The organism is Atopobium sp., from assembly GCF_034113385.1.
GTDB lineage: Bacteria > Actinomycetota > Coriobacteriia > Coriobacteriales > Atopobiaceae > Atopobium.
In genome coordinates, this window is record NZ_JAXEXL010000009.1 from 123,170 (window position 1) to 144,337 (window position 21,168).

The 21,168-nt window shown below is 46.1% G+C and carries 19 protein-coding genes and 1 pseudogene; 18 read left to right on the forward strand and 2 right to left on the reverse strand.

Features of this window, described 5'->3' with window-relative positions:
- Position 1 precedes the first annotated feature (1 nt).
- Both SPD80_RS02195 and SPD80_RS02200 read right to left on the reverse strand, forming a co-directional pair.
- Positions 2-1,240, reverse strand: a complete 1,239-nt coding sequence (locus tag SPD80_RS02195) for an aminoacetone oxidase family FAD-binding enzyme (RefSeq protein WP_320605875.1) — start codon at positions 1,238-1,240, stop codon at positions 2-4.
- Positions 1,241-1,248: 8 nt separating this feature from the next.
- The gene (locus SPD80_RS02200) at positions 1,249-2,106 is read right to left on the reverse strand and encodes an Mrp/NBP35 family ATP-binding protein (protein WP_320828288.1); all 858 of its coding nucleotides are present in this window, start codon (positions 2,104-2,106) and stop codon (positions 1,249-1,251) included.
- Between the two features lie 306 nt (positions 2,107-2,412).
- On the opposite strand from SPD80_RS02200, the gene SPD80_RS02205 reads away from it, so the two are divergent.
- The 18 genes and pseudogenes from SPD80_RS02205 (at position 2,413) to SPD80_RS02285 (ending at position 21,161) form a co-directional block, all read left to right on the forward strand.
- Complete coding sequence (locus tag SPD80_RS02205) at positions 2,413-3,105, forward strand: hypothetical protein (protein ID WP_320605789.1); 693 nt, start codon at positions 2,413-2,415, stop codon at positions 3,103-3,105.
- A gap of 15 nt (positions 3,106-3,120) precedes the next feature.
- Positions 3,121-4,137, forward strand: coding sequence for a GGGtGRT protein (locus SPD80_RS02210; RefSeq protein ID WP_320605787.1), 1,017 nt, complete (start codon positions 3,121-3,123; stop codon positions 4,135-4,137).
- A 244-nt stretch (positions 4,138-4,381) separates the two neighbouring features.
- Positions 4,382-7,279, forward strand: coding sequence for an excinuclease ABC subunit UvrA (gene uvrA, locus SPD80_RS02215; protein WP_320828290.1), 2,898 nt, complete (start codon positions 4,382-4,384; stop codon positions 7,277-7,279).
- Positions 7,280-7,282: 3 nt separating this feature from the next.
- A complete protein-coding gene (gene ybaK / locus SPD80_RS02220; RefSeq protein ID WP_320828291.1) occupies positions 7,283-7,804 on the forward strand; it encodes a Cys-tRNA(Pro) deacylase in 522 nt (173 codons plus the stop codon).
- Positions 7,791-9,446, forward strand: coding sequence for a murein biosynthesis integral membrane protein MurJ (gene murJ, locus SPD80_RS02225; RefSeq protein WP_320828292.1), 1,656 nt, complete (start codon positions 7,791-7,793; stop codon positions 9,444-9,446). Before ybaK ends, murJ begins: the two co-directional genes overlap by 14 nt.
- Positions 9,447-9,616: 170 nt before the next feature.
- Complete coding sequence (locus SPD80_RS02230) at positions 9,617-10,834, forward strand: ABC transporter substrate-binding protein (RefSeq protein WP_320828293.1); 1,218 nt, start codon at positions 9,617-9,619, stop codon at positions 10,832-10,834.
- 120 nt (positions 10,835-10,954) lie between these two features.
- Complete coding sequence (locus SPD80_RS02235; protein ID WP_320605777.1) at positions 10,955-11,836, forward strand: branched-chain amino acid ABC transporter permease; 882 nt, start codon at positions 10,955-10,957, stop codon at positions 11,834-11,836.
- Positions 11,837-11,839: 3 nt separating this feature from the next.
- The gene (locus SPD80_RS02240) at positions 11,840-12,934 is read left to right on the forward strand and encodes a branched-chain amino acid ABC transporter permease (RefSeq protein WP_320828295.1); all 1,095 of its coding nucleotides are present in this window, start codon (positions 11,840-11,842) and stop codon (positions 12,932-12,934) included.
- 22 nt (positions 12,935-12,956) lie between these two features.
- A complete protein-coding gene (locus SPD80_RS02245; RefSeq protein WP_320605793.1) occupies positions 12,957-13,778 on the forward strand; it encodes an ABC transporter ATP-binding protein in 822 nt (273 codons plus the stop codon).
- 5 nt (positions 13,779-13,783) lie between these two features.
- A complete protein-coding gene (locus SPD80_RS02250; protein ID WP_320605773.1) occupies positions 13,784-14,491 on the forward strand; it encodes an ABC transporter ATP-binding protein in 708 nt (235 codons plus the stop codon).
- Between the two features lie 243 nt (positions 14,492-14,734).
- Entirely contained in the window at positions 14,735-15,901 is a 1,167-nt protein-coding gene (locus SPD80_RS02255; RefSeq protein ID WP_320828296.1) for a cytochrome c biogenesis protein/redoxin, read from the forward strand.
- A 158-nt stretch (positions 15,902-16,059) separates the two neighbouring features.
- Positions 16,060-16,530, forward strand: a pseudogene (msrA, locus tag SPD80_RS07410) (peptide-methionine (S)-S-oxide reductase MsrA); the annotation flags it as partial.
- Positions 16,531-16,542: 12 nt separating this feature from the next.
- The gene (gene msrB / locus SPD80_RS07415; protein WP_407061961.1) at positions 16,543-17,076 is read left to right on the forward strand and encodes a peptide-methionine (R)-S-oxide reductase MsrB; all 534 of its coding nucleotides are present in this window, start codon (positions 16,543-16,545) and stop codon (positions 17,074-17,076) included.
- A 582-nt stretch (positions 17,077-17,658) separates the two neighbouring features.
- The gene (locus SPD80_RS02265) at positions 17,659-18,750 is read left to right on the forward strand and encodes a hypothetical protein (RefSeq protein WP_320605767.1); all 1,092 of its coding nucleotides are present in this window, start codon (positions 17,659-17,661) and stop codon (positions 18,748-18,750) included.
- Entirely contained in the window at positions 18,750-19,013 is a 264-nt protein-coding gene (locus SPD80_RS02270; protein WP_320605765.1) for a hypothetical protein, read from the forward strand. The genes SPD80_RS02265 and SPD80_RS02270 overlap by 1 nt, the downstream gene beginning before the upstream one ends.
- Positions 19,014-19,025: 12 nt before the next feature.
- Positions 19,026-19,325, forward strand: a complete 300-nt coding sequence (locus tag SPD80_RS02275; RefSeq protein WP_320605763.1) for a BMC domain-containing protein — start codon at positions 19,026-19,028, stop codon at positions 19,323-19,325.
- 9 nt (positions 19,326-19,334) lie between these two features.
- Entirely contained in the window at positions 19,335-19,646 is a 312-nt protein-coding gene (locus SPD80_RS02280; protein WP_320605761.1) for a BMC domain-containing protein, read from the forward strand.
- Between the two features lie 12 nt (positions 19,647-19,658).
- Complete coding sequence (locus SPD80_RS02285) at positions 19,659-21,161, forward strand: aldehyde dehydrogenase (RefSeq protein WP_320605759.1); 1,503 nt, start codon at positions 19,659-19,661, stop codon at positions 21,159-21,161.
- Positions 21,162-21,168 lie beyond the last annotated feature (7 nt).

Genomic DNA, 21,168 nt, shown 5'->3' on the forward strand with positions numbered 1-21,168 from the left:
ATTATTTGCACGTTGCTGCCGCATGGGCGCCAGCAACCATACCAGATTTCCATGCCCAAGATAGATTGAATCCACCACAGGCGCCATCAATGTCTAAGGCTTCGCCAACGCAGTACAGGCCACCTTGTTGGTGAGCCTCAAGAGTTGTGGGATTAAAGGCTGTACAGGCAAAACCACCACGTGTTACTTGTGCGTGAGCAGTATCCGCTAAGCCCGTTACTACGATGGGGATGTGTTTGATAAAGTGCGCAAGATTTTGTTCATGAGCAGCGTGTGCCATGTCCAGTACAACCTGTGCAATGGTGGGGTCTAACATACCATCATACGTGATTGCATCTGCACCCAGCTCAAAAATGCGTTGATTAATTTCACTCTCGGAATACTCGGGAACAAGATCAATCTCAATCGTATCGCCAGGCTCTGCTATCCTCGATAGGTTAAATACAGCAATGCCAGACAGACCGTAGCTGCGAAATAGTACTTCCCCTCGTTCAATCATATGGGGAAACATACCCTTAAAGAGCGCTAAGCTTGCTTGGCTTCGTTTACCATCTAGCTGATTGAGTGGACTTGGTGCACAGCTTAAGGCGCACAGGCCAGGATGCGTTGCAACGCGGGGTAGGTTAAAGCTTCTCAGAACATTGCTGGTAGTGCCACCGATTGCCACAATGAGTTTCTGAGTGTGTACTTGGAAGTGTTGGGGAGATTCGTTTTCAGGCAAGCTTTCTTGTATCGTAACTTGATATAGGTCACTTGTGAAGTCATAGCTTGCTACCTGGGCTTCTTTGCAGCATGCTAAAACAACACCCGCATGTTGCGCGCGATGCAGTAAGACAGAACGTACTGATGCAGCAGATAAACTGCGCGGATACAGTCTTCCTTCCTTTTGTGTCCACATAAGTCCGCTCTCGCGAAAAAAGTCGAGAATATCTTTGAGTGGGGTAGCGCCAAGGACGGGCGTAACAAAATGAGGGTTGTTAAAGTGCTTGGCCTCAAGGTAGAGATTGGTAAAATTACAGCGTCCGTTACCAGTGGCTAAAATGGTGCGTCCACACTCGTAGTCTTTCTCGATAACTAAGGTGGTAGCGCCAGCTTCAGCAGCAATGATGGCTGCAACAAGTCCTGCTGCGCCGCCGCCAAGAACTACTACCTCATATGATGGTAAAAGGCTGAGGGCGCGAGCAGCAGCAATTGCTTGGACGCGTTGTTTTTTACGGGTAGATGCCTTAGAAGTAGCCACACTTACTCCTAGGAATCTGAGGTTGTATCAGTGCCTGGTGCATCAGGCATCTTGGTAAGAAGCTCTATGGCATCAGGTAGCAAACCTTCTGGAAGAACGTCTTCAAAGGTGCCTGCATCTACAGCGGCAGCAATGGCAGGATCAATAGGCAAGCGACCTAAAACGGGAATGTGATACTCAGTAGCGGTTTCATCCACATGGCTTTTGCCAAAAAGTTCAATCTTTTTACCGCAATCAGGGCAGGTAACATAGCTCATATTTTCTATGAGACCCAATACGGGAATATTCATCATTTGAGCCATACGGACAGCCTTACCCACAATCATACGAGCTAAGTCCTGAGGTGAACTAACAATAATCACGCCTTCACAGGGAAGGGACTTAAATACCGTGAGTGCTACATCACCTGTTCCTGGAGGCATGTCTACGAGTAGGTAGTCTACACTGCCCCAACTGGTTTCACTCCAGAACTGACGAATGGCACCTGCTAAAACAGGTCCACGCCAAATGACGGGGTCGGACTCATGTTTGAGGACTAAATTAGCGCTCATAATTTTGATAGCGTTTTTAGATACGTTGGGCAAAAGTAGGTTACCAATACCAGTAGCGTGTTTACCGGACATACCAAACATTTTTGGAATGGAAGGACCGGTAATATCTGCATCTAAAATACCCACGCGATACCCTGCGCGCATAAGATTGATTGCCAAAATACCTGTAACCATAGACTTACCAACGCCACCTTTGCCAGATACAACGCCAATGACATGTTTTACATGCGATAAGTCATTTTGAGCATACGTATCAGATGGCTTGCCATTGCTGCCAGTCATAGTAATGGGATGATCATCTGAGCATGTGGCCATGGATAGTCCTTCCTATACCAACGCACCAGTAGAGCTTTGCTTGTGCGCGTGATTATGTATGTATCAGTTGCATTCTACCCTCTCAAGGCAGCTTCTCTCATAGGTATTGCGTGTGTATCTATTTCCTACTAAAAAGCAGTGATTTGATTGACTAGGAAACACTGTGCAACTATGCAGTTTACGTGCATAAAAATGTCAACTCAGAGCAATTGTTTTTATAAATTGAGGTGTTTTTTGGTTATGATAGAAAGAGTTCGAAGGAGGGGGATAGCAATACTGCTGTCTCGAACGAACGAGAGGAGTTCCATGCAATATTCAGCGGAAGTGGAGCACATGTGTCCCGTTGCTAAGGGTGCATACCACGGTCCCGCCCCAATCCCTGAAGAGGGTAAGTGGGTTCAGGCCAAGCAAATTGGCGACATTTCGGGTTATACGCACGGTGTTGGTTGGTGCGCACCCCAGCAGGGTGCCTGCAAGCTGAGCCTTAATGTCAAAGATGGTGTCATTGAGGAGGCACTTGTCGAGACGATTGGTTGCTCGGGCATGACTCACTCTGCTGCTATGGCAGCCGAGATTTTGCCGGGCAAAACCATTCTTGAGGCGCTTAATACAGACTTGGTATGCGATGCCATTAACGTTGCTATGCGCGAGCTGTTCCTGCAAATCGTTTACGGTCGTACCCAAACCGCTTTCTCTGAGGGCGGACTTCCTGTGGGTACCGGTCTTGACGATTTGGGCAAGGGCCTTCGCTCCATGGTTGGCACCACGTATGGTACCAAGGAAAAGGGTGCCCGCTACCTTGAGCTTACTCAGGGCTATGTCACGCATCTTGCTCTTAACGAGAAAAACGAGATTATTGGTTTTGAGTTCCTTAACCTGGGCAAATTTACGGATGCTCTGAAGAAGGGCGTTGATCCCAAGAAGGCAGTAGACGACGCAATGGGTCGTTATGGTCAGTGGGATAATCCTGCCAAGGTTATCGATCCTCGCGAAGAGTAAGAAGGGAGCAAGAATATGGCAGTTACATTTGAAGGCTATGAGCGTCGTATTGACACTATCAACAAGGCCTTGGCTGAGTATGGCATTGCTTCCTTAGAAGAGGCAGAGCAGCTGTGTGTGGACAAGGGTTTTAATCCTCGTGAGATTGTAATGGGCGTTCAGTCCATTGCATTTGAAAACGCTGCATGGGCCTATACCTTGGGTTGCGCAATTGCACTTAAGAAGGCCGAGAAGGGCGAGGTTACCAATGCGTCAGAGGCAGCTTCTGCCATTGGCATTGGCTTGCAGGCATTTTGTGTACCTGGTTCTGTTGCTGATGACCGTAAGGTTGGTTTGGGTCACGGTAACCTTGGCGCCATGCTCTTAGGTGAAGACACCGAGTGCTTTGCATTTTTGGCTGGTCACGAGTCTTTTGCTGCTGCAGAAGGCGCAATTGGTATTGCTAACAATGCCAATAAGGCTCGCAAGAGGCCCCTACGCGTTATCCTTAACGGCCTTGGCAAGGATGCTGCACAGATTATTGCTCGCATCAATGGCTTTACCTATGTAAAGACCCAATTTGATTACTATACGGGTGAGCTTACGGTTGTAGAGAAAATCGCATATTCTGATGGTCCTCGTGCAGCTGTAAACTGCTATGGCTCTGATGATGTTCGTGAGGGCGTAGCCATTATGTGGCATGAGAACGTAGATATCTCCATTACGGGTAACTCTACTAACCCCACACGCTTCCAGCATCCCGTTGCTGGTACGTATAAAAAAGAGCGTTCGGCTGCTGGTAAGAAGTACTTCTCGGTAGCTTCTGGTGGTGGTACTGGTCGTACTTTGCACCCCGATAACATGGGTGCTGGTCCTGCTTCTTACGGCATGACCGATACCATGGGTCGTATGCACTCTGATGCTCAGTTTGCAGGTTCCAGCTCTGTACCTGCTCACGTAGACATGATGGGTCTTATTGGCATGGGTAATAATCCTATGGTTGGTGCTACGGTTGCATGTGCCGTTGCTCTTAATGAGGCACTGAATAAGTAAGTAGATACCCAGCATTGCGATGCCGGCAGTGTGGGTATCTCTTGAGGTTGTGGGCTGTCACCTTGGTGGCAGCCTGCTTTTGTTATAGGAACCTTGGGTGCTAGAAAAAGTGTGTGAAGGTTCTTGTGAGCGCCCGCTCTTTGCAAGGCCATCCTGTCTGTTGGGTAGACTAAAGAGCTAGCATAGTACTCAGGCTATATAGGTACATTGGTATGGCTTGTTACATTCTTTAGTAAGGGAAAACATGTCGTCAAATTCTATTGTTATCCGCGGCGCGCGCGAGCACAATTTGCGTGATGTAGACGTTTCCATTCCGCGTGACAAATTGGTGGTTATTACGGGCTTGTCGGGATCTGGTAAGTCCAGTCTTGCATTTGACACCATTTATGCAGAAGGGCAGCGCCGTTATGTGGAGTCTTTGTCCAGCTATGCTCGCATGTTCTTGGGTCAGATGGACAAACCCGACCTTGATTCTATTGACGGTCTTTCTCCTGCAGTTTCTATTGATCAAAAAACAACAAGTCGTAATCCGCGTTCTACTGTGGGTACGGTTACAGAAATCTATGATTATCTCCGTTTGCTCTATGCGCGCATTGGTGTGCCACACTGCCCGGAGTGTGGGCGAGTTATTGAGCGTCAAACAACTGACCAGGTGGCTGATAAGGTCTTAGAAGCTGGACAAGGTTGTCGTGCTTTGGTATTGGCGCCCGTAGTTTTGGGTCGCAAGGGTGAGTACACCAAGTTGTTTGAGGATTTAAGAGCAGAAGGCTTTTCTCGTGTTCGTATTGATGGAGAAGTTCGCGAGCTTGAAGAGCCCATTAAGCTGGATAAGAAGTTCAAGCACACCATTGAGGTTGTGGTAGACCGCATTGTTATTCGTGAAAACTCACTGGGTCGCATTGCAGAAGCGGTAGAACATGCGACGCGTTTGGCTGCTGGTCGCGTAAGCTTTTATTTGCTGCCTGATCGTGGTGCTCAAGAAGGCGCAGAAGGTGAGTTGCTCAGCTATTCTTTGGCATTGGCCTGTCCTGAGCACGGCCATTCCATTGATGATCTTCAGCCGCGTGATTTTTCATTTAATGCACCGTATGGCGCTTGCCCCGACTGTGATGGTTTAGGTACAAGGCGTACAGTAGATGTAGAAGCTCTTATCGAGAACCCAACCCTGTCTGTTTCTGAAGGCGTGTTTGGCTCCATTTTTGGTAATTCCAACTATTATCCGCAGATTTTCTCGGCAGTTTGTACGCATATGGGCGAGAAGGACACAACACCGTGGAACAAGCTTAAGGAAAAGACTCAAAACGCTTTGCTTAATGGCTTGGGGGAGACTAAGATTCGTGTGGATTATCACACGCGTGATGGTCGTGATACCCACTGGTTTACCAAGTTTTCTGGCGTACGCCACATTTTGTTTGAGAAATACCAAGAGACGTCATCTGAAACCATGAAGACGCACTTGGAAAAGTATATTACTGAGGCTTTGTGTACTACCTGTCACGGTGCTCGCTTAAAACCTGAGTATCTTGCGGTTACGGTTGGCGATAAAAACATCCAACAAGTCTGTGATCTTTCTTGCGCAGACGCTCTTGATTTCTTTGAAGCTCTGGTACTTACGGAACGCCAGCAGCTTATTGGTGCTGCTATCGTTCGGGAAATTGTGGCTCGTTTACACTTCATGGTTAATGTTGGTCTTGACTATCTGACCTTGAGTCGCGCTGCCGCTACACTTTCTGGCGGAGAGGCTCAGCGCATTCGCTTGGCTACACAAATTGGCGCTGGTCTGATGGGTGTGCTGTATATTTTGGATGAGCCTTCTATTGGCTTACATCAACGTGACAATGACCGTCTTATCCAAACCTTGCAGCGCCTCCGTGATATGGGCAATACGGTTATTGTGGTTGAGCACGATGAAGATACTATTCGTGCAGCGGATTACGTTATTGATATGGGTCCTGGTGCAGGTGAGCTGGGCGGCAAGGTTGTTGCTGTGGGTACACCTCAGCAGATTATGGACAGTCCTGACTCGCTGACGGGTGCGTATCTTACGGGCCAGCGTATGATTGCGCTGCCAGAAAAACGCCGTAACCCTCGTCGTGGTGCGCTTAAGATTGTTGGCGCTACCGCTAACAACCTCAAGAATGTCTCGGCAAAAATCGAGTACGGCACGCTTACCGTTGTAACTGGCGTATCAGGCTCGGGTAAGTCTTCCTTGGTAACGGATACTATCGCACCTGCGCTTACCAATGATGTACAGCGTTCTAAGCGACGTGTGGGTCCCTATAAAAAGATTACGGGTCTTGTGGACGCTGAAGGACACAAGCTTATTGATAAGGTTATTGATATTGACCAGTCTCCCATTGGGCGCACGCCACGCTCCAACCCTGCCACCTATATTGGTTTGTGGGATGATTTGCGTGCTCTTTTTGCCTCTACGCCTGAGTCGCGCGCTCGTGGTTATAGTCCTGGTCGTTTTTCATTTAATGTATCGGGTGGTCGTTGCGAGGCGTGTAAGGGCGATGGCCAAATTAAGATTGAAATGAACTTCCTGCCAGACATTTATGTCCCTTGTGAAGTATGCCATGGTAAACGCTATAACCGAGAAACCCTTGAAGTTTTATACCATGGTAAGTCTATTTCCGATGTGTTGGAAATGACGGTTCATGAGGCGTTGGTGTTCTTTGCCAATATTCCTCGCATCAAAAATAAGCTCCAAACCTTGTATGATGTAGGCTTGGGCTATGTGCATTTAGGACAGCCTGCCACCACACTTTCTGGCGGAGAAGCCCAGCGTGTAAAGCTGGCTAAGGAGCTTCATCGTCAGCAAACAGGTAAAACCTTCTATATTTTGGATGAGCCTACGACGGGCTTGCATTTTGAGGATGTTTGCCAGTTAGTAAGCGTGCTTCAAAAGCTAGTGGATGCTGGCAATACCGTTTTGGTCATTGAACATAATTTGGATGTTATCAAAATGGCAGATCGTATTTTGGATCTTGGACCCGAAGGCGGGGCTGGTGGAGGTACCATTGTTGGATATGGTACACCCGAGCAAATTGTTAAGATTGAGCAAAGCCAAACGGGTAAGTATCTAGCGCCCATCTTAAAGCGCGACCGAGCACGAGCAAAACAGCTGGCAAAGGAGTAGTTGGTGGCACGCAAGCAAAAGGTTTCTAAAACCAATGCCATGCGCGAGTTGGAGCAAGGTGGGGTAGCGTATCGTACGCTTACCTATGACGCCAACAACGAGGACCTTTCTACAGGCGTAGGAGTTCGTATTGCCGAGTTTTTGGGCGAGGATGTGGACGCCGCATTCAAGACCCTTGTGACCACCACGTCTTCAGGTGGTTATGTGGTGTGCTGTATTCCCGTTGCTCGTGAGCTTGACCTTAAAAAAGCTGCCGCTGCAGCTGGCGAGAAAAGCTTGGCTATGCTGCCCATGAAGGACCTAGAAGCAACTACCGGCTATATGCGTGGGGGCTGCTCTCCCGTGGGTATGAAGAAGCAATTTCTTACATTGTTAGACGAGACGGCACAGCTCTTTGATGAAATTGGCATCTCTGGTGGCAGGCGTGGCCTTTCTTTGCAGCTCAATCCTGAGGAACTTGCTCATTTTATTAACGCTACCTTTGCGGATATTACACGAGACGGAGAGTACCATGTACACCCCTAAGCATATGAGGGATGTGTCTGCTTCCAAGAGCGCTCCTGCTTCTAGCTCTCAGCTGAACTCAACTGCCGGTATTGGTAAGTCTGCAGCGTTAATGAGTGGCTTGGTTATGCTCAGTCGCATTACCGGGTTTTTTCGCACCTGGGGACAGGCGTATGCACTTGGTGTAACTATTGTTTCGAGTGCGTATACTGTGGCAAATAATCTACCCAATCAACTGTATGAATTGGTTATGGGCGGCATGCTTATTACGGCATTTTTGCCCGTATACATGTCAATTAAAGAGAAGGCTGGACGTGAAGGCGCAAATAGCTATGCGTCTAATCTAACCTCGCTTGTTGTGCTGCTTATGGGAGTCGTAGCACTTTTGGGATTTGTGTTTGCGGGTCAAGTTATTTGGACGCAATCTTTTAGTGCTAAGGCGGACTTTGATGCTCCTCTTACCACACTGTTCTTTAGATTCTTCGTCATTGAGGTTGTGCTGTACGCGCTGTCTTCTCTTTTGTCAGGCATTCTCAATGCGGAGCGTGAATACTTTTGGAGTAATGCTGCTCCTATTTTTAACAATTTTATTTGTACCGCATCGTTTGTGCTCTATGCGGTGTTGCACGCCACTCATCCAACGTGGGCACTTATGTGTTTAGCAATTGGTAATCCTTTGGGTGTGGCGGTGCAGGTGGTTGTACAGATTCCAGCACTGCGCAAGATGGGTGTACGTATCCGTCCCTATGTAGACTTCAAAGATCCCGGCATTAAAGAAACCCTTTCTATTGGCATTCCTTCGTTAGTGCTTACGGGCTGTAGCTTTGTGACTTATTCCGTACAAACCTCGAGTGTTTTGTCTGTTATGGCAACAGGCGCCTCCATCGCGTATTATGCACGCCTGTGGTATACCTTGCCCTATGCAATTTTAGCAATTCCTATTACGACAGCTATGTTTACCGAGCTTTCTGAAGCAGTGGCTCACAACAATATGGATGAGTATAAACGTGGTGTATCTGGTGGCACCAGCCAGATACTCTTCTTTCTTATTCCGTTTGCCCTGTATTTGATTGTTTTTGCGCGCCCGCTATCCATGCTGTTAGGTGCAGGGCGTTTTGAGCCACAAGACCTTGCTCATGTGGCAGAATACCTTGCTGCCTTATCGGTGGCTTTGCCGTTATATGGCGTATGTACCTATCTGCAAAAGGTCTGCTCGTCTTTGCGCAAGATGGGCGTTTTGGCATGGTCTTCTATTGTGGCGAGTGTCATTCAGGTAGCGCAATGTTTACTTTTGACAGAACGCTTTGGTCTTATGAACGTAGCACTCAGTTCATTGGTATTTTTTGCAGTGGTAGATGTGGTTACGTTTTGGAGTTTACGCAAGCAGTTGCGAGGTATTGGTCTGGTAGGAATTGGTGCCTCATGTGCGCGCTCGGTACTCGTAGGTCTAGCGGGTGCATTCGTTGGTGCTATGGTAGTTTTTGCTGCCAGCCAAGCAGGTTTTCTCAATAGCACCCTGCATGCGCTGCTCGTTACGATAGTGGGGGGCTTGCCGTCGCTTTTGATTACCTTTGGTATTGCTGTTGCATGTAAGTTCCCAGAAGCACACATGATTCGCACACTTTTAGGCAGATGTATTCCATCTTTGCGTGTCGCTCGCTAGAAAAATAAGCCTTCTCACCTGCATTTGATGAGTTTTATTACAAGTTAGGTACCCCATTGGTTACGTGATTGTTTCAAAATGGCCGATGCCAAGAAATTCAGCTTATTTTCGCTTAAAAATGTCACCTACGCACTCACCGGGAGTGCACTCGACGTTCGAAGGAGGAAGAGATGGATTTTAGTAATGTGTCAAGAAGGAATTTCGTCAAACTAGTTGGGGCTTCGAGCGTCATTAGCATTACTGGCTTAGCCGGTTGCTCAAGCGCAGGTACGCCTGCTGCAGACGCAAGTGGCGCTTTTAAGATTGGTTCCATTGGTCCTGTTACTGGTGCGGCTGCTATTTATGGTAATGCTACCAAGGCTGGCGCTCAGATTGCTATCGATGAGGTTAACAAGGGCAACGGCGTAAAGTTTGATTTTAATTATCAGGACGACGAAAACGATTCCGAGAAGTCCGTTAACGCATACAACAACCTCAAAGACTGGGGTATGCAAATCTTGGTAGGTTGTACCACCACAGCTCCTACCCTTGCTGTTACCTCTGAATCAAGCTCAGACAATCTGTTCCAGCTTACACCATCTGCATCCGCTACGGATGTTATTGGTGGTCAGCCTGATGTAGACGGCAACGTTTCTGTACAGCGCAAAAAGAACGTTTTTCAAATGTGCTTTACCGATCCTAACCAGGGTACTGCTGCAGCAAAGTATGTGAACGATCAAAAGCTGGGCACCAAGATTGCCGTTATCTACAATAACTCTGATCCTTATTCTACAGGCGTTTATAAGAAGTTTATGTCCGAGGCTAAGGAGCTTGGCCTGACTGTCGTAGCAGAATCTACCTTTACTGATGATTCTGCAACTGACTTTTCGGTACAGCTTAACAAGGCTAAGTCCGCCGAGGCAGACCTTGTCTTCTTGCCAATCTATTATCAGCCTGCTTCATTGATCTTGACTCAGGCTAATCAAATGGGTTATGCACCTAAGTTCTTTGGTGTAGATGGCCTTGATGGTCTTCTGACCTTGGAAGGTTTTGACAAGTCACTGGCAGAGGGCGTTATGTTGCTTACTCCCTTTACCGCAGACGCTACGGATGAGAAGACCAAAAACTTTGTAAAGACATACCAAGAGCAATACGATGGCACACCTAACCAGTTTGCTGCCGATGCATACGACTGCGTGTATGTTATCAAGCAAGCTATCGAGAAAAGCGGCGTAACTGCCGATATGTCCTTCTCGGATATTTGCAACAAATTGGTAGAAACCATCACATCCTCTGACTTTAGCTTTGATGGTTTGACGGGCGCGGGCATGACCTGGTCCGACACAGGTGAGGTTTCTAAGCAGCCTAAGGGCATGGTTATTAAGAACGGCGCTTACGTGGGAATGTAATTTCACGTAAGAGTCGATGAACAGCGGAGATTGCTCTATGGCAGTCTCCGCTTCTTGTACGATGCAATTTTTAATATAAGGCTGCATACAGTAGCAGCTACGTGGTGAAAGGAGTGCGGGATGGGATTTATCTCTAACTTGGTAAACGGAATCTCGTTGGGCAGTGTTTACGCCATCATCGCGCTGGGCTACACCATGGTTTACGGCATTGCTAAGATGCTTAATTTCGCTCATGGCGATGTAATCATGGTTGGTGGATATACGTGTTATTGCACCATGGCGTATTTAGGATGTAATCCTTTTATTGCCGTGTTGCTTTCTATTGTGGTATGTACCTTGTTGGGCATAGTGGTAGAAAAGCTTGCCTATAAACCTTTGCGCAACGCTCCATCGTTGGATGTGCTTATTACTGCTATTGGTGTGAGTTATTTACTGCAAAACCTAGCATTGATTATTTGGAAGTCCGATCCTAAATCTTTCGTATCCGTTATTGATGTACCATCCGTAAGTCTTTTTGGCGGGCAGCTGGTAATTAGTGCTGTTTCGATTGTTACGGTATGTGCCAATATCCTTATTATGCTGGGTTTGATGTTTTTTACTACGCGTACCAAAATGGGCAAGGCTATGCGTGCGGTATCGGAGGATAAAGATGCAGCACAGCTTATGGGCATAAATGTAAACTCCACCATCTCTATGGTGTTTGCCATTGGTTCTGGCTTGGCTGCAATTGCAGGTGTTTTGTTGTGTTCTGCGTATCCCACACTTATGCCTACTACTGGTCAAATGCCGGGCATTAAGGCTTTTGTAGCTGCGGTTTTGGGCGGTATTGGTTCCATTCCAGGCGCTATGTTAGGCGGTATACTTTTAGGCGTTATTGAGATTTTTGCAAAAGCCTATATCTCTACACAGCTTTCTGATGCTGTTGTATTTGCCGTTTTGATTGTTGTTTTGTTGGTTAAGCCCGCTGGCCTTCTGGGCAAGACAATTCACGAGAAGGTGTAGCGTATGAGCTTCTTTAAAAAGATGTCCCGCACAAGTAAAGACAATTTGCTTACCTATGCGCTCGTAATTGTTGCCTTTTTTGTGGTACAGGGCTTGATTTCTACGAGGACTATTTCACACTCTTTGACTGGCATGATGGTGCCTATTTGCACCTATATTATTATGGCGGTTTCGCTCAACTTGGTTGTAGGTATTTCTGGTGAGTTGAGCTTGGGTCATGCTGGCTTTATGAGTATTGGTGCCTTTTGCGGTGTTGTTGTTATGGCAGCACTGTCTGGTGCCGTTGCCAGTCCTCTTATTCGCTTGATTATTGCCATCATTGTGGCAGGTATGTTAGCAGCGCTTACAGGCGTGCTAATTGGCATTCCAGTTATGCGCCTGCACGGTGATTATCTTGCTATAGTTACGCTTGCGTTTGGTGAGATTATCAAGAACGTGCTTAACAATCTGTATGTGGGTATGGATAAAACCGGACTGCATTTCTCTATGCAATCAGCCAAGGCACTTGGTATGGAAGGCGGCACCATTTTGATCAATGGCCCTCAGGGTGCTGCTGGTATTACTAAGGCGTCAACCTTTGTAATGGGATTTTTGCTGGTGCTGTTTTGCCTGATGGTAGTGCTTAATCTTAAGAATTCACGTTCTGGACGCGCCATCATGTCCGTGCGCGATAATCGCATTGCTGCCGAGTCTGTGGGTATTAACGTTACTAAATATCGCTTGATGGCATTTGTGGTTTCTGCGGCTTTGGCTGGTATGGCGGGGGCCCTCTATGCCATGAATTTCTCGTCCATCGTACCTAAGAAGTTTGACTTTAATCTATCCATCATGATTTTGGTATTTGTTGTTTTGGGTGGTATGGGTAAGATTCGTGGTTCTATTATTGCTGCTACTTTGCTTACGGTTTTGCCTGAGGCATTACGCTCACTTTCTGATTACCGCTTGTTGTTGTATGCCGTTGTTTTGATTGCCACCATGCTCATTGGTAACAATGAAAGCTTGAAGAACTGGTTCTATCAGCTGCGCGATAGATTGTTACACAAGAATGAGGACGAGGTACTTGCGTCTACTTTGGAGGGGGGCGATTTGCGTGGTTAGTAAGCGTCGCGTGGATACCAAGATGGTTCCCTTTCCCTCGGACAGCATTGTTCCCGAGCGTGATGTACATGCAACGCCTGCATTAGAATGTCGTCACCTCGGTATTGATTTTGGCGGCTTACATGCAGTTGATGACTTTAATTTAACGGTTGGCAAAACAGAAATTGCTGGCTTAATTGGACCCAATGGTGCCGGTAAAACTACGGTATTTAATCTGCTTACCAAAGTTTATCAGCCTACGCGTGGTACGGTTTTATTGGATGGCACTGATACGGCAGGCATGGGACCTGCCAAGGCTTCCCAGTTGGGTATTGCGCGTACCTTCCAAAATATTCGTCTTTTCTCGACTATGACGGTAGAAGAGAATGTCATGGTGGGCTTGCATAATCAAGTGAAGAGCGGCATGTTTTCTGGCATTTTTCGCCTGCCGCAGCATTGGCTTTCTGAGCGTGATTTTCATACCAAGGCCAAAGAATTGCTGAGTATTTTTGATATGCAGAACATGTCGGATGTACCAGCAGGCTCCTTGCCCTATGGTGCGCAACGTCGGTTGGAAATTGTGCGTGCGTTGGCAACTAACCCCAAGGTACTCTTGTTGGATGAGCCTGCTGCTGGCATGAATCCTTCTGAAACATCCGAGCTTATGGATAACATTTTGGCTATTCGTGATCGTTTCCAGATTGCAGTTATGCTTATTGAGCATGACATGGACTTGGTTATGGGTATTTGCGAGGGCATTGTTGTTTTGAGCTACGGCAAGATTATTGCCAAAGGCACACCGGAAGAGATTCAAAATAATCCTCAGGTCATAGAGGCGTATCTTGGCAAACAAGAGGAGGCGTAAGTACTATGGCACTATTAGAAGTTACTGATTTGCAGGTATATTACGGTTCCATCCATGCCGTAAAGGGTATTTCTTTTGAAGTGTTTGAGGGTGAAATTGTAACCCTTATTGGTGCTAATGGCGCAGGTAAATCTACTACGCTTAACACGGTTGCCGGTTTGTTGCATCCACGTTCTGGTTCTATAACGTTTGAGGGCGAGTCTTTGGTAGGTATTCCTACCCATAAGTTGACACCACGTGGCATGGCGCTTTGTCCGGAGGGGCGTCATGTATTTACGCACATGAGCGTAAAGGAAAACCTAGAAATGGGTGCCTTTACGCGTGACGATACAGAAGCGCAAGATACACTCAAGATGGTGTACGAGCGTTTCCCACGTTTGCGTGAACGTCTGCGTCAGTCTGCTGGCACGCTTTCTGGTGGTGAGCAACAGATGTTGGCCATGGGTCGTGCGCTTATGTCCAAACCTAAACTTCTGATGTTGGATGAACCTTCCATGGGTTTGGCGCCATTGCTGGTTAAAGAGATTTTTGACATTATTAAAAGTCTTAATGAACAGGGTACAACCATCCTATTGGTAGAGCAAAACGCCCAAATGGCACTGTCTATTGCAAACCGTGCCTATGTGTTGGAGACAGGTCGTGTTTCCATGAGTGGTGATGCGGACAATCTGTTGCATGATAAGCGTGTTCAACAAGCCTATCTGGGTGGTTAACACAAGAGTAGCGCTACCATACGTTTTCTAAGCGTAAACCCCATTTTTGTATGGCTGTGTTTGTTCATGTAAAAATGGGGTTTTGTAGGTAATGGCGCCTCTACACACTCTTGAAAAATACTTCTGAAGAATCCTGAAGAACGTTTTATTATCGTTGACCCTTTGTGACAAAACAGCAAAAGAGAACTAGTTCCTATACACTACGTACCAATATATGCGAGAAGTGTATCGAGAGGAACTCAGATGGCTGACTTTGGAATGATTGTAACAACGTTTGCAGCAGGAACACTTTCGTTTTTCTCACCTTGCATTTTGCCTTTGTTACCCGTGTATATTGGGCTTTTGCTTACCGAGGATGGCAAGACTTCCCTTGTCATGCAAAGACGCATTGCCAATACTGTTGCCTTTATTGCAGGTATTTCCATAACCTTTTTTGTACTTGGTTTTGGAGCGGGATTCCTAGGAGGATTACTTTCTCATCCGTTCTTGTCCTTGGGTTTGGGATTTGTGATTTGTCTACTTGGTCTTCATCTTGCAGGTATTCTTGTCATTCCTGCATTGGATATTGAAAAACGTGCTGATATGCAACGTATTGATGCGCGGCATGTGGGTGGTGCCTTTTTATTGGGATTGGCATTTTCATTTGGCTGGACACCGTGCATTGGTCCAGTGCTTGCTACGGTATTGGCTTTGGCAGCGCAGCAAGGAAATGCTCTTCAGGGTGGCCTGCTTCTGACGGTCTATTCACTAGGGATGGCTGTTCCTTTTATGGTGCTTGCACTTGGCTCTTCACTCCTTTTAGAAAAAGTGCGCCAGCTTAACCAGTACACGGAACTTCTCAAAAAGATAGGTGGCGTGTGCATTGCCCTTATGGGAGCTTGGATAGTAATTTCACAGATGGGTAGTTTTGGTATGTCAACACAACATCAGAGTGCACGTGTACAAACGTCGGAACAAGAATCGGCTACAAAAACAGCATCGTCTACAAGCGATTGGCAGCAAACATCGCTTACATCGCTTGACGGTACAACAACAACGCTTGCATCTTTTAAAGGGAAGCCCGTGTATGTAAAAATGTGGGCTACCTGGTGTTCAGCTTGTTTAAGCGGCCTTGATGAGTTTTCTCGTGTTGCTGCTGAGCATGACAAAAAAGGTGACGTAAAAGTTATTTCGGTACTTTCTCCAGGTGTTGGATCAGAGCTTTCCAAAGATCAAATAGCTACATGGGCAAGTAAACAAAAATTGAGCTTCCCCTTGGTAATGGATACCTCGGCTACCTTGCTTAAAGCGTTTGGTGTGCAAGCATATCCAACCTCTATTTTTATCAATTCTAATGGCACGATTGTTGATAAACGCATTGGAGAAGTTCCTACAGCTGAATTAGAAAAGATTTTAAGTTCCTTAACGTAGATATGCGTGGTATAGATATGAACAGACGTTTTTCTATGGTGGCGCTGTTTTTGGGAATACTAGTTGTATTAAGTGCTGCACTCTATGCGCTACGCAAGCCACTTACGATACAAAACAAGACGTTAGATACAACTCAACAGACCATGCGGGAGGCTGCGATGGCAAAGATTGATGTCAATAATTTGCATGAAATATATTTTGCAGGAGGATGTTTTTGGGGCGTTGAAGAGTATTTTTCTCGTATTCCAGGGGTGTATGATGCGGTGTCAGGCTACGCTAATGGAACAACCAATAATCCGAGCTATGAAGAGGTTTCTTCAGGTAAAACGGGACATGCAGAGACCGTTAAGGTGCGATATGACCCGTCGGTTGTGAGTCTTGAGAGTCTTACCAAGCAGTATTTTAAGATCATTAATCCACTCAGCGTTAATCAGCAGGGCAATGATCGTGGAAGCCAGTATCGAACGGGTATATTTTTTGTAGATGAGGCTGATCAGCCTGTCTTGCGTATGGTATATGATGAAGAACAAAAGAAATATGGAACCACGCTTGCTGTAGAGCTTACAAAGCTCACCGGGTTTTATCAAGCTGAGGAATACCACCAAGATTACCTTAAGAAAAATCCTAATGGATATTGTCATATAGACTTTAGTTCCCTTAAGGATTTAGCTTCCAAGAAGGATACACAGGATGCTTCTGCGCCTAAGGTAGACCCTGCTCGTTATCATAAGCCTTCCGATAGCGAGATAAAGCGTATGCTTACGCCAGAGCAGTATAAAGTGACTCAACAAGCTGGTACCGAACCTGCTTTTTCTGGTGAGTATCATGACAATCATGCGATTGGAATTTATGTAGACGTTGTTACTGGCGAACCTTTATTTTCCTCAAAGGATAAGTTTAATTCGGGTTGTGGTTGGCCAAGTTTTGTACGACCAATAGACCCTGATGTTATTAAGGAATATAAGGATACGAGCTATGGAATGGTAAGAACTGAAGTACGTAGTCGTGTAGGGGATTCTCATCTTGGTCATGTATTTACTGACGGTCCTCAAGAGCAGGGCGGACTTCGCTATTGTATCGATAGTTTGGCTTTGAAATTCATTCCTTATGAACGTATGGAAGCTGAAGGATATGGTGAATTTATGCCAGTGTGTTCACAATATAGCTGGAAATAGAAATATGACTCGTTGTGTAAGTAAAGAACGTATATAACGAGTCCTAGAAAACTGATTCATGCAGAGGTTGAACCATCAAGCTCAACCTCTGCATTTTAGTGTGTTCATGCATAGTACTGGTATGACACTACGTAAATGTTTGTCATATACAAGACTTCAAAATAGAGTACACTCTGCCTGCCCTATAGATACGGTATTATCTGTAGATTTATAAAACACGGTTTCATTATTTTTGAAAATAAAAAAACAACTATACAGATATTGACAGTATTTATTCAAAATTTTGTATAGCAAATAACAGTGCAGAGGTAGCAATTTGCCTGCTATCCAATGAGAGTGTTTGTATAACAACTGGTATTTGGTAGTAAAAAATCGGTGAATGGTGCAACTTATCCGCTCACCGTCCCAAAAAAGCCATTTACGAAACTAAAAGTACTACATCATTTACTTTCACATTGCGTCAGTCTCGACAATTTGTAGGTAACGGTAAAGAAAAGACGTATTTCATTTACAGCCTAGGATTGTCAGAGCGCTTTGCTGCATCTCATGTATTTGTCGTATTTCATGTATAGGAGGTAACATATGGCGTCAACCACAGTTACAGTGGCAAGCACTACTGCTGAGCAAAAGAAACGTAGTCTTGATCAGGAGTTTTTTCGAAAAGGTATTTTAATCGCTCTTTTCTCAAGTCTTATGTACGGCGTGTATACCGCCTTTATTACAGCAGGTGAAAGTACGAGCCTATGGCTTGGATGGCTCGGTAATATCAATCCTGCAGGATTTTTGGCTGTTTTTATTCTTCCCACAGTAGCAAGCGCAATCAATGATTGTTGTAGTGCCCTTTGGGCGCTTGGCATCACCGCAAAACAGGGTAAGCTTGCGGATTTTGGCCGTACTATTCCCACTAAGCCTGGCATTATTATGATGGTAAGTGCTCTTGTAGGTGGTCCTATTGCAACCGTTGCCTACATCATTGCCCTGTCTCAGGCGGGCACTATTGTAGTTCCCATTGCGGCACTCAATCCTGCAATTGGTTCAATCCTTTCACGCATTCTTTTTAAACAAGAACTTGGTCTTCGCAAGATTATAGGTATTGCTATCTGCGTATTTGCGGGGCTTATGATTGGATCTACAAGTCTTACCGGCGACGCATCTCCCAATTTGGGATTTGGCCTCATGCTGGCATTCATTGCTGCATTAGGCTGGGGCGCTGAAGGCTGTATTGCTGGTTATGCCAGTTGCATGATTGATACTCAAATTGGCATTACCATTCGTCAGTGTGTATCGGGCTTTGTAGAGCTTTGTATATTGCTTCCAGTACTCGCTCTTATCGGTGGTGTCCCCATGGGAGATGCTATGGGTTATGTGGGTAGTGCTCTTACAGATGTTCCCACCATTTTGTGCTTTGTCGTTGCTGGTTTTGCAGCGTATAAGTCCTTTGCTAGTTGGTACCGCGGCAACTCTATGTGCGGCACTGCTCTTGGTATGGCTTGTAACGGTACCTATACCTTTGTAGCTCCTCTTATAACTTGGATTGTTGTGGGCATCATCATGAAGATTGATGGCTATGCCTTGGCGCCAATTGCTTGGGCTGCTGCGTTTGTCATGATTGTCGGCATTGTCATTATTGCCGTAGATCCTCTTGAGTATCTAGGAAAGAAGGAGGAGGCATAATGCGTCCACTCAACTATGCAATTCTCAAATACTTTACTGAGGTCGAAGAAGCAAGCGCTGATGACGTACTTATGGCGCTCAAAAGTGAATATTCGGGCTTTTCTGCGTTTACACACGATAAGGTCCAGGAAGCGCTGATGACTGCCGAGAAAAACGGGCTGGTTGGGGAGTCTCGTGTTGATCTTGATGACAACAATGAGCTGCGCGTCTTTTATGCTGCAGATTCCGAACAGCGAGACACCATTAATTCCTACATCAAGTAGTGAGGAGTAGCCATGCGCTATCAGGGAGAAGAGGCTATAGGCCTCATTGAAACAACGGGTATGGTACCTGCACTGTATGCGGCAGATGCAATGCTTAAGGCGGGTAATACGGAGCTTGTCAGTTACGAGAATATCGGCTCAACACTGGTAACCATCATTGTTAAGGGCGATGTAGCTGCCTGTGAAGCAGCAGTTAAAGCAGGTTGTGAAGCTGCATCTAGTATTGGCACGCTTACGGCACATAACGTTATGCGCCGTCCTGTTCCACCTGTTGGTGACGTTGTTTCTGTTCATGACGTGGATTACAACTAGGAGGTAGGTATGGCTAACGAAGGCATGAATGCACTGGGCGCCATAGAGACCTTTGGCCTGGTTTGGGTACTTGAAGCAGGCGATGCCATGTGCAAAGCAGGCGATGTTACGCTCATTGGCTATGAAAATACTGCTTCAGGCTATATCTCTATTTTGGTAGAAGGAGATGTGGCTGCAGTTAAAGCAGCTGTAGCTGCTGGCGTTAAGGCCGTAGAGGCTTTGGGCGCAGAGGTATACAGCTCCGTTGTTATTCCTCGGCCTCATCCAAGTCTTAAGAAGATTACTGATAAATACACTATCGAGAAACTCTTGCCTTATTAAGGGGGGTGTCACGTGTCTCTTATCGATAATGATCTTCTATCCATTCAGGAGGCGCGTATCCTCCTTGAGCATGCTGCCGAATCTGTTGAGACTTTAGAAAGCTTGCCAATGTCTTTGGTTGAAGACTTTCTTGTACAGTTACGTGAAGGTCTGTACCAGAACGCACATACCTATGCTGACCTTGCTTTTGATGAGAGTGATTATGGTAATCCTCAAGAAGAAGCTCAACTTACAGAATGGGTCCTTACGGATTTACTTGATGATGTGCGCGCACAAACTCCCGTACAAGAAATTGTTTGGGATACAAAATCTGCAGCCGTCTATCTGTCTAAAGGAGTGGTAGTATCACTGCTTCCAGATTGGCTTGCAGTTCCTACCATGATTTCGCAGCTCTTACATGCAGTACGTTCAAAAAGCCCTATTGTTTTCTTGGTGCGTGCACGTGTGCATGAAAGCTGCTGTCGTGTGATGGCAGATGTGCTTTCTATTGCACAGTCGTGTCACTATCCCAAAGAAGCACTGGGCTTTTTGCATACCTGTTGTTCTGAAGGCGAAAAATGGGTCTGTTCGCAGTCTTGTGTGAGTGTCATCATAGATTCTCGTGAGAATACCGGTGAGCAGCCATACGATGCTTACGGTAAAGATGTCTACTATGCGTCGCTGGGCAATAACCCTGTTTTTGTTGAATCAACAGCTGATATTGAAGCATGCGCTCAAGAAATAGTGCTTGGCAAATCGTTTTGTTATGGCATGCTCCCAGGGGTTGAACAATCCATTGTTGTTGAAGCAACCGTAGACAAACAACTTCAAACAGCTCTTAGGCAAAATGGTTGTTACTTTTTAGATGACAAAGAAGCGCAGCGCCTTGGTGAGTTACTTTTTATGCCAGATGGTAAAACCTACCCAGAGCTTATCGCTAAGTCCGCGGAAGACCTTGCTCGTAGGGCAAATATTGCTATACCAGCACATACCAAAGTACTTATAGTGCGCAAACCTTATGTGAGTGAACAGAGCTTCTTCTCTAAGGCAAAGTATGGCCCGGTGCTTTCTTACTACGTGGAGGAAAACTGGCGATACGCTTGCGAGAAATGCATAGAGCTCATTCTTAACAGTGGACACGGTAATGCGTTGTCGATTTTCTCGAACAATCCCGAAGTGATTCAGCAATTTATTCTCAAAAAACCTGTGGGCCGTGTGCTGGTAAATGTCAGTACCGCTCTTGGCAGTATTGGCAGCCATACAGAACTTCCCAAAACACTGACTATTACTGGTTGGGACCGTGCTACTACTTCTGCTTTAGGTGTTACCTACGGTGATTTTATAAGAAAGCGCCAAGTAGGCGTAGGTAAGGATATGTATCAACATGCCCTGATAGAGCAGGCAAGTTCAGGTAATGACACGCCTCTGACAGTAACAGCAGATTCTCTGAGCAAGAAAGATTGTGTAGCGCAAGAGCATTGTGCGGAATCGATTGATTGGTTCTCTGGTCTTCTGGAGTCCATGAGAGATAACTAAAAAGGAG